General features: G+C 61.5%; 1 pseudogene. It reads right to left on the bottom strand.

The window, feature by feature from the left end:
• Positions 1-48 precede the first annotated feature (48 nt).
• Positions 49-408: pseudogene (locus CSC62_RS17460) on the bottom strand (S8 family serine peptidase); the annotation flags it as partial.
• Positions 409-589: the final 181 nt, after the last annotated feature.

The raw sequence follows: 589 nt of genomic DNA, 5'->3' as shown, positions 1-589 counted from the left end.
ATCCCCGGCTTTTCAGCAGCCGAATGGCTGATCATCCCGGCCCCACACTCACGTCCCCCCAAGCATCCGCATCAAGCTCGGCAGCCCACTGCCCTGCATGTAGCGATCGCGCTGCAGGTCCAGGCACTGCGTCAGCACCAATTGCTTGACCCGGTCCGGTGCGCCGATGAACTCGCGGCGCACCGACAGGAACGCGGCGATCAGTCCGGACACGTGCGCCGCAGCCATGCTGGTGCCGCTCATCTCCACCATCCATGTGCCGGGATCGTCGACCGCGTAACCATGGTGCGCCGACAGGATCTTTTCGCCTGGCGCGACCAGGTCGGGCTTGTAGCGGCCATCGGCCGTGGGCCCACGCGAGGAGAAATACGAAATGCCGTAGCTGTGCGGGCTGCTCTTGTGCAGAAAAAAAACCAGAACAGAAGTCAAGCTGAAACTCACACAGGCGCATGGCCATGACCCAGATAAAATGGCAGACGGCAAACACCGCACGCTCCATAGCGACATCGCAGCTGCACAGTGCTAGGCACCAAGACCGACGCCCGTCATATGTGTGATAAGGAAGTACTCGTTCGAGGCCGCGGTACGA

Origin of the sequence: Pseudoxanthomonas jiangsuensis (assembly GCF_010093185.1) — a bacterium.
Taxonomy (GTDB): Bacteria; Pseudomonadota; Gammaproteobacteria; order Xanthomonadales; family Xanthomonadaceae; genus Pseudoxanthomonas; species Pseudoxanthomonas jiangsuensis.
Note: the sequence above shows the minus strand (reverse complement) of the source record. Positions and strands in the feature narration are given on the sequence as shown.